Origin of the sequence: Actinophytocola sp. (assembly GCF_050699915.1) — a bacterium.
Lineage (GTDB): Bacteria > Actinomycetota > Actinomycetes > Mycobacteriales > Pseudonocardiaceae > Actinophytocola.
Genome location: NZ_JBOHGA010000253.1, coordinates 1 through 8,147 on the forward strand (window position 1 = coordinate 1; position 8,147 = coordinate 8,147).

Annotated in this window: 9 protein-coding genes; 1 reads left to right on the forward strand and 8 read right to left on the reverse strand. The window is 71.2% G+C overall.

Annotated features, from left to right (window positions below; all coding sequences use genetic code 11):
- The 8 genes from ACRDSK_RS29095 to ACRDSK_RS29130 all read right to left on the reverse strand — a co-directional run.
- Positions 1-215 (reverse strand): hypothetical protein (locus tag ACRDSK_RS29095; protein WP_431444554.1); only part of this gene is annotated, 215 nt, incomplete at its 3' end.
- A gap of 1 nt (position 216) precedes the next feature.
- On the reverse strand, positions 217-1,497 hold the full coding sequence (locus ACRDSK_RS29100) for a hypothetical protein (protein WP_431444555.1): 1,281 nt from the start codon (positions 1,495-1,497) through the stop codon (positions 217-219).
- Between the two features lie 70 nt (positions 1,498-1,567).
- Positions 1,568-4,279, reverse strand: coding sequence for a CHAT domain-containing protein (locus tag ACRDSK_RS29105; protein WP_431444556.1), 2,712 nt, complete (start codon positions 4,277-4,279; stop codon positions 1,568-1,570).
- Positions 4,280-4,358: 79 nt separating this feature from the next.
- Complete coding sequence (locus tag ACRDSK_RS29110; RefSeq protein WP_431444557.1) at positions 4,359-4,595, reverse strand: hypothetical protein; 237 nt, start codon at positions 4,593-4,595, stop codon at positions 4,359-4,361.
- A gap of 111 nt (positions 4,596-4,706) precedes the next feature.
- On the reverse strand, positions 4,707-5,168 hold the full coding sequence (locus tag ACRDSK_RS29115) for a carboxypeptidase regulatory-like domain-containing protein (RefSeq protein WP_431444558.1): 462 nt from the start codon (positions 5,166-5,168) through the stop codon (positions 4,707-4,709).
- Entirely contained in the window at positions 5,165-5,767 is a 603-nt protein-coding gene (locus tag ACRDSK_RS29120; protein ID WP_431444559.1) for an RNA polymerase sigma factor, read from the reverse strand. Before ACRDSK_RS29120 ends, ACRDSK_RS29115 begins: the two co-directional genes overlap by 4 nt.
- Positions 5,768-5,955: 188 nt before the next feature.
- Positions 5,956-6,294: a hypothetical protein gene (locus ACRDSK_RS29125; RefSeq protein WP_431444560.1), complete on the reverse strand. Its 339-nt coding sequence runs from the start codon at positions 6,292-6,294 to the stop codon at positions 5,956-5,958.
- Between the two features lie 19 nt (positions 6,295-6,313).
- Positions 6,314-6,526: a PspC domain-containing protein gene (locus ACRDSK_RS29130; RefSeq protein ID WP_431444561.1), complete on the reverse strand. Its 213-nt coding sequence runs from the start codon at positions 6,524-6,526 to the stop codon at positions 6,314-6,316.
- A gap of 106 nt (positions 6,527-6,632) precedes the next feature.
- On the opposite strand from ACRDSK_RS29130, the gene ACRDSK_RS29135 reads away from it, so the two are divergent.
- Positions 6,633-7,526, forward strand: a complete 894-nt coding sequence (locus ACRDSK_RS29135) for an AAA family ATPase (protein ID WP_431444562.1) — start codon at positions 6,633-6,635, stop codon at positions 7,524-7,526.
- Positions 7,527-8,147 lie beyond the last annotated feature (621 nt).

Here is an 8,147-nt window from a genome sequence, read left to right on the forward strand (position 1 = left end):
GGCTCGGGCGGGGCGGGCGCGCCGAGCGCCGACGCGGCGGACCGCAGCTCCGCACCCAGCGCCGCCGCGATCGAGACCGGGGACTCGCCCGCCGCCAGGCCGCGCACCACGCGAGTTCCTGTGTGGACGGTCGTGCGCGTCATCCACTGCGCGGTGGTCCAGCCGGCGTTCACCGCCACGCGCAGCATGCCGGCGCCCTCATCGAGGAATTCCATGTCACACTCCGAAGATCACCAGGTGGATCAGCCCGGCACCGATGCCGAGCACCCCGCCATGCACGAACAGCAGCCACTCGTCCTGCTTGATCGCCGAGCGCAGCAGCTCGTTGAACTCGTCGTACCGCAGCTGGCGCATCTGCCGCGCCACGAATCGGTTGATCTTGACCGCCTGCTGCTTGCCGAACTCCGTGTCGCTGAACGCCGTCGCGAACTCGACCGCCTCGCTCGCCACCGCGTCGCGGATCCGGTCGTACCGCTCGGTCCCCATGCCGACCCGCACCGCCGAGCGGGCGAAACCCACCTCGCTGTCGATCGCCGGCCGGAGCGAGGTCTCCAGCATCTGGCGGGTCCGGTCCGAGCGTGGGCCGAACAGCAACTCGTCACCGATGTTGCGCATGTTGATGATGTCGTCGGCGATGATCGTCGCCATCACGTCGCTCACCTCGGGCTGGCGGCGCAGGAACAGCCCATGGAAACGGAACGGGCCGACGCGCCGCGGGAAGACCGGCTCGAAGATCAGCTTGATGCCGATCCAGTTCGCCACCCAGCCGATCACCGCCCCGCCGAACGGCAGCACCCACCACTGCGGCACCGCCTCGATGATGAACACCAGCCCGACGCCCAACGGGAACCCGAGGTAGAAGCCGAAGTTCTGCATGAACCTCAGCTCCTTGCGCCCGACCTCGCGGAACATGTCGTTCATCAGTTCCGGGTGCTCCTCGAAGTGCCGGATCACCAGCAGCTTCGCGTCGATGAGGTCCTCGATGTGCTCGCCGATCTGCTCGGTCAGCCCACGCACGATCGACGGCAGCCGCTCCTGGATCCTCACGTGCACGGCCTCGCGCACCACCGGCGGCAGGTCGTGCCACAGGCGCGGGTGCTCGCGTTCCATGATCCGCTCGACCACCGACCGGATCTCGCCGCGCGCGGTGGCCGCGATGTGGTCGGCGATCTTGTCCGGCTCGAACTCACGATAGAAGTCGGCGATGCCGCCGACCTTCAGCAGCGCCTTGTCCACCGAGATGCTGGCCATCTTGGACACCCGCGACGGGATGATGCCCTGCCAGCCGAACCGCCCGTCGTGGGTGATCGCCGGGATAACCTGCACCCGTCGCGGCAGGTAGGGGTACAGGAACCGCAGGCCCGGCACCCGCAGGCCGTGGAACCGCATCGGCTGGAACAGCATGAGCACGCCGGTCCAGTTGGTGATGTAGCCGATGACGCCGGTGAACAGCGGCACGGAGATCAGGTGCGTCAGGAAGCGCGGATCACTCCACATCGTTGACCTGCCCCTCGTCGCGCCGATGGACCAATGGTCATCTGCCGACGATCTTTACGCAAACGCCTCGTTATCCCGCACCGAGCAGGATGAACGGACGGCGCAGCGGGTCCGCGGCAGTCGCCTCGGCGAGGGCGCGGGCCGGCCGGGTGCCGGACGCGAGCCTGCGGTGGTAGTCCGTCATCGTCTCGGCGAGGTCGATCGCGGAGCTCGTGTTCGCGAGCCTGCGGTGGTAGTCGGTCATGGTGAGCGCCGCCGACCGGTGCCCGACCCGGTTCACCGCCGCCACCACCGTCCGCGAGCCGCTGGCCAGCATCGCACCGGCGAACCCGAGTGGCTCGTCGCCGGGCCGGATGTGCGACAGCGCCAGCTCGCAGGCCGCCAGCACGATGTGCTCCGGCGGCCGGTGCAGCCGGGCGACCTCGTGCGCGAGCAGCCCGCCGTCGGCCAGCTCCAGCCGGGAGAACAGCGCGTTCGCCGGCTCGTGCGTGCCGTGCGCGGCGATGTGCACGAGCTTCGCACCGTCCATCGCGGACAGCACCGCCGCGCTCGTGGCCCGCTCGCCGTCCAGCACGATCGCGTCCGGGTACACGGCCGCGAGCTGGTCGAGCTCGGACACCGCCTCCGGCAGATCCGGCCCGCACACGAGCACCACCCGGCCCTGCGTCGTCGACGCCTCCGCGGCGGACACCCACGCGGTCGCCGAAGGCGCGACCGAAACCGCGCGCCCGCGAAGTGTCGGCAGCGACTCCCACGGCACCGAGTACAGGCCGCCGAACGGCACGACGACGAGCTCGCGGTCCTCGAGCAGTGACATGGGGATGCCGCCGTCGCCGAACAGCCGCCGGTCCAGGGCCTCGATGCGGCTCAGCGCCGACTGCGAGACGGCGTTGACCAGCGGCGCGATCAGGTCGTCCGGCGCGAGCGCGTCCAGGTCGGCGTGCAGCTGCCGGGCGATCTCGAGCACCTCGGCCTGGCGGCCCAGCCGGAACAGCCGCGTCCGCCCGCCGCTGACGACCACCGCCGCGAAGTCCTCGCCCGGCCCGGCGAAGCTGATCATCGTGCGGTCTCCGAGCCGGTCGATGACCTCGTCCGACGTGCACACCGGCCGCGGCTTTCCCCAGTGGCTCGTGTGCCAGCCCAGCCGGCTCACCTCGCGCTGCAGCGCGGAGATCCGCCGCTCCAGGTGCGCGGTCGGCCGCCGCTCCAGCCGGTACTGCTGGACGGTCCGGGTCACGGTCCGCAGCTCGGTCACCGCGGCCGCGAGCTCCGGGTCGTCGATCGCGGGCTGCGGCTCGTAGCGGTACACCTGCGCCCGGGTGCGCTCCTGCCAGTCGAGCAGCCGGCGGCCGTCGGCGTCGGACCGCGCGCTGTCCAGGACGAGGTTCACCGCGAGCCGGGCGAGCTCGAAGCCGTGGACCGCGGTGCCGCACACCAGGTCCAGTCCGCCCATCCGGTCGCGGACGGCGCCGAGCTCGGTCAGCCCGGCCTTCGCCTGCGCCAGCACGCGCCGGCTCTGGCCGCGGGCGAGCGCCACCTCCGCCCGACACAGCCGCAGCAGCATCCGGTGGTCGATCGGCGCGATCTTGCTGAGCGCCGGAACCTGCTCCAGCAGCTCCTCGGCCGCCTCGACGCCGCGCCGGCGCAGCGCGAGGCGGACCGCGAGCATCGTCGCCATCGCGGCCTCGTCGGTGAGCCCGGCGACGAACAGCTTCTCGGCGAGCGCGGCCGCCCGGGCCGGGGTGGCGTTGCTCGTCTCCCCGGTGAGCGCCGCCTCGACCTCGGCGCGCAGCCGGGTCAGCGCGGCGACGTCGGCCCACGGACCGCTGCCCCGCTTCAGGAAGTGGCTGCGCGCCGACGCGGCCAGCTGCTTGGCGGCCGTCAGGTCGCCCTGCAGCAGCGCGGCCGCGGCACGCGCCACCTCCGCCTCGGCGAGATCCTGGCCGATCCGGTGCTCACGCAGCTCGGGCAGCGCCTCGTCGAGATGACGAGCCGCCTCGTCGGCGAGCCCGGCGGCGAGCAACGAGCGAGCCTGGTCGATCTTGGTGCGTGGCACCAGCCCGGGGGCGAGCTCGCGGAACGCCCGCTCGGCGCCCTCGAAGTAGCGCAGCGCGTCCGGGATGACGCCGCCGAGCTGGGCGATCTCGCCCAGGTTTCCCTCGGCCTTCGCGGCCAGCAGCGACAGCCCGTGCTCGGCGGACAGGGCCATGCAGCGCCGCGCGTCCGCCTCGGCCGGCCCCGGCTTGCTCGCCGAGATGTAGGCGAGACCGCGGTTCATGTACGCCCGGGCCAGGTTCTCCGGGTCGCCGGCTGGGCCGCCGAGGGTCCGCTCGTGCAGCGGGATGGCCTCGTCGAAAAGCTCGATCGCCTCGTGGACGTGCCCGGCACGCAGCAGGATCAGCGCGTGCTGCTGGTTGGCGACCCCGAGCAGCGCGAGCTTGTGCGGGCTGTCGGGCATGCCGTTGACGAGGCTGCGCGCGGTGCCCAGGTGCACGAGTCCGTCGGTGATCGGCCCGGTCTCGGCCTGTACGTACGCCATCGACAGCAGGATCCGGGTGCGGACCGTGATCGCACCGAGGTCCTTCGAGTCGACGGGGAGCATGCGCAGCGCCCGGCGCAGCAGCTTGACGGCCGCGGCGGGACGGGCCCCGGCCGCGACCTCGACCGCCCGGTGACGTAACTCGGCTGCCGCCTCGACACTGGCGCCGATCGCATCGCCGTTGGCGGCTGCGAGTCGGCCCGGTCGCGGCTGCGGAGCACGTCGGTCGCGCGCACGGGGCATGGGTCAATGGCAGCACACCGCCGCCCCCACCTGTCCAGCAGGTGAGGGCATGTCGCGGTGTGCTGTTGCGGTACGGCGGTCAGTTGCTGCGAGGCGCGCTGTTGTCGTGCTGCCCCTCAGCGTCGGCGAGCTTCTCGCCGAGGCTCTCGCCGGCGATGCTGCCCTCGTGGTAGCCCTTCGGTGAGACACCACCACCGGCCGGGGCGATGCTGCCCTCGTGGTAGCCGGTCGGATGGTCGGTGGAACCGCACTTCGCGCACCTCTGGCGCGGGTCGACCGGGGGCTTCGGGCCTGTCGTGGCAGGCTGCTCGGACATTGCTGTACTCCCCTTTCAGCAGACGTCTGCGTCCTCACCTTGACAAGAGGCAAGCGACCACAGCGAGATACAGACAATATCTGCCAAATGGAGTATGAGGGGCCGTTCGGGCTACAAGTCGACAGTTGGGGTCACGACCGTCCGTGACTGCTCAGCGTTCATGCGCACCAACAGCTGGGTGGTTCCGCGCGGCACCTCAGTGAGGACGAAGCGGCCGCCCTCGTCGGCGGTGGTGGTCGACGAGCCGTGCTCGGCGACGCGGACCTCGACGCCGTGTGCGCCGGCCGGAACCAGCCAGCCGTCGATGCGTTGCCGCTCACCCGTGCGGGTGACGTTGACCATGACGGTCAGGTCCCCGACGAAGAACGTGATCGTGCCGGGCAGACCGCCCCGCACGCCGGTCAGCGTGCGGTTGTCGGCCCACCGGGCGACCTCGATGTCGACGTTGTCGATGTCATCGAGGGCGAGCGCGAACTGGGCGCGCTCCACCAGGCCGGGTGGCATGGGATCGAGCTCGTTCACCAGCCGGGCCACCTGGGTCATCAGCTCGTCGTCTGGGTGGTGAGTTCTCATGATCCACTGTCCCCGTTGTACAAGGTGCGCAGATTGTTGAGGCAGCGCCCTCTGGTCGGTCCGATACTGCCGTGCGGCATGTGCAGCGCCTCGGCGACGGCGCGGTACTCCGCGCGGCCGGCGAGGACGGTCAGCCGCAGCAGCTCCTGGCAGCGCTGCGTCAGTTTGTGGAACGCCGACCAGATCTGCCGGTCCCGCTCGTCGCGGAGCACCAGGTGCTCGGGCGACGGGTCGGTGGTCGGCAGCTGATCGGCTACTTCTGTGGACAGCTCGATGTGGCCGGGCCCGCGGTGCGCCACCCGCTGCGCCTCGCGGCGGGTGGTGGTGATCAGCCAGCCGGCCAGCGCTCGCGGCTCGGAGAGCCGGTCGATGTGGCGCAGCAGCGCCAGCCACACGGTCTGCACCACGTCCTCCGCGCTGGCCCGGTCCAGGCCGTTGCTGCGCGCCACGTGCCATACCAGCGGCGAGAGCTCGGCGACGAGGATGTCGAAGGCCGTGCGGTCACCCTGCTGCGCGGCGATCATGCATGCCGCGTGCCGGTCCCGTCCGTCGAGCCCCTCCCAGGGCTTGGCCACGCTCGTGGTCTGCAGTTCGGTCACCGCGTCCCACCCCGCTCCGTGGGTTGAGTTCCAGATGGCTCCAGGTCCATCGTGCCAACCCCCATGCCCTCGCGTCTCCGCGTATTTCTGACTGCCCGTCGGGCCTACTCAAGCTATAGGTCGTCTCGGTAGTCAAGAGCGTGACCGGAGTGGCCAGATACGGGCCATTCGGGTGGTTACCGGCGGGTTCATCCCGAGCCGCCGGAGACGAGCAGCAGCAGCGCGCCGAGGCCGAGGATGACGCCCGCGAGCAGGACGCCGAACCCGCGGCCGAGCACGGCCCGCACGGATCGGGCGCGCACCGCGAGCAGGCTGGCGGCGATCCCGGAGACGAGGACGACGAAGGTGCACACGGCGGCCGCGAGCACCGCGGTGCCGGTCAGCCCGGACCGGCCGAGGACCGCTGGGCCGAATGCGAGGACGACGAGGCAGCCGAGCGCGCTCGCGACGAACGCCAGCACGGCGGCCAGCAACACGAGCGCGCGGGCCGTGCCGAGGCGGGAGACGGTTCGGCTGTCCTCGGTCACGGCCGTCACTGTATTGGCCTCACTCCTCGGGCATCACCAGCCAGCAGACCAGGTAGAGGACGGCGCCGGTGCCGAAGCCGAGCAGCGTGGCCGCGACCAGGCCGATGCGGACGAGGGCGGCGTCGACGCCGAGCGTGGTGGCGATGCCGCCGCACACGCCGGCGACCATGCGGTCGGAGCGGCTGCGGCGCAGCGTGCGGACGGGGCGGGTGTCGGTGTCTGTGTCGTTCATGAGTCCAGCCTCGCCGGTGCGCGGGCGCCCGGCATCCGGGATCGACCCTGGCCGGACCCCGGTTTCGGGTCAGGCGATCTCCCTTACCCGTAGGCTTTCAGGTGTGGTGGACGCGTCGTGGGCGCCGGTGGGCTCGCCGGCGGAGTTGGCGGGCTCGCTCGAGCGGGTCGGCTACCTGGCGGACGAGGGAGTCGCGACGGCGGCGTTCCTCGCGTTGCGGCTGGGGCGGCCGCTGTTCTGCGAGGGCGAGCCGGGCACGGGCAAGACCTCGCTCGCGACCGCGCTCGCCGAGGCGCTCGACGTGCGGCTGATCAAGCTGCAGTGTCACGAGGGCATCGACTTCACCCAGGCGCTCTACGACTGGGACTTTCCCCGCCAGCTGCTGCACCTGCGCGCGCTCGAGGCCGCCTCACACGGTTCGCTGGACTCCGAGGAGGCGGAGCGGTCGCTGTACAGCCGGCGGTTCCTGCTGGCCCGGCCGCTCCTGCGGGCGCTGGAGGAGTCGCCGTGCGTGCTGCTGGTGGACGAGGTCGACCGCGCCGACGACGAGTTCGAGGCGTACCTGCTGGAGGTGCTCGGGGAGAGCGCGGTGACGGTGCCGGAGCTCGGCGAGGTGCGCGCGACGGTGCCGCCGCTGGTCGTGCTCACGTCGAACCGGACCCGCGAGGTGCACGACGCGCTGAAGCGGCGCTGTCTGTACCACTGGCTGGAGCACCCGGCTCTCGCGCGCGAGGTGGCGATCCTGCGCCGCCGGCTGCCGGGACTGTCCGCGGAGCTGGCCACTCAGGTGGCGAGCGCGGTGCGGCGGCTGCGCGAAGTGGAGCTGCTCAAGCCGCCCGGGGTGGCGGAGTCCATCGACTGGGCGGAGGCGCTGGGCGCGCTGGGTCGCACCGAGCTGGACGCGGCTGCCGCGGCGGCCACCCTGGGCGCGGTGCTCAAGTACCGCGAGGACGCCCAGCGCGTCGTGGCGACGGGCCTGGACCAGATCCTCGCCGGCTGAGTAAATCGGTCGCCTCTCGCGTCGACGTGCCGCATAGTTGTGCCCGGTGCGCGCCGAACAGAGGAGGACACCGTGAGGACCGTGACTCGGGGGAGTACGCGGTAGACCCGGTGTCCCCGCCCGGATGGTGGCCTCGTGCCGACGCGAGCCTGTCGCGGTGCTCGCCCACGACGGCCGCCGTCCGGTAGCCGGGAGCCGTCCCCTTCAGCTCCGAAGTGGGACGGCTCCCGCATGTTCCGCCGGTGCCATGACAGGCCCTGAATTCCGGGGTACATTCCATGCGAATTAAGCCGAGGTTCATCTCGGTTGGATATCTGCCGGCGCTGACCAGTATTTGTCCAAATGTCAGGTTCTAGCCCGTTCGGACAATTCCAGAGCTGTGTGTCACGTGACGCAGATGGATTCTCTTGCCCGTGTGAGCCTCCGTTTTGTCGGGGTAGTCGGGGAATTCGCCGGCGACCGTCGACCCGGGTGTCGGATGGGCATCTGGGCAGTCGGGACGAGAGGAACCGGAGAGATGGAGTCACACGTGGTTGCAGACCTCGTGGCGATGCTGATCTCGCTGATCGGCTGAGACCTTCCACGACTGGGGGTAGGGTCGGCCGGCCGGGTGTCCAACCC

Excerpts from the sequence above, each read along its gene's own strand:
- ACRDSK_RS29100 (WP_431444555.1), bottom strand. The coding sequence starts at position 1,497 with ATGTGGAGTGATCCGCGCTTCCTGACGCACCTGATCTCCGTGCCGCTG.
- ACRDSK_RS29105 (WP_431444556.1), bottom strand. The coding sequence starts at position 4,279 with ATGCCCCGTGCGCGCGACCGACGTGCTCCGCAGCCGCGACCGGGCCGA.
- ACRDSK_RS29110 (WP_431444557.1), bottom strand. The coding sequence starts at position 4,595 with ATGTCCGAGCAGCCTGCCACGACAGGCCCGAAGCCCCCGGTCGACCCG.
- ACRDSK_RS29115 (WP_431444558.1), bottom strand. The coding sequence starts at position 5,168 with ATGAGAACTCACCACCCAGACGACGAGCTGATGACCCAGGTGGCCCGG.
- ACRDSK_RS29130 (WP_431444561.1), bottom strand. The coding sequence starts at position 6,526 with ATGAACGACACAGACACCGACACCCGCCCCGTCCGCACGCTGCGCCGC.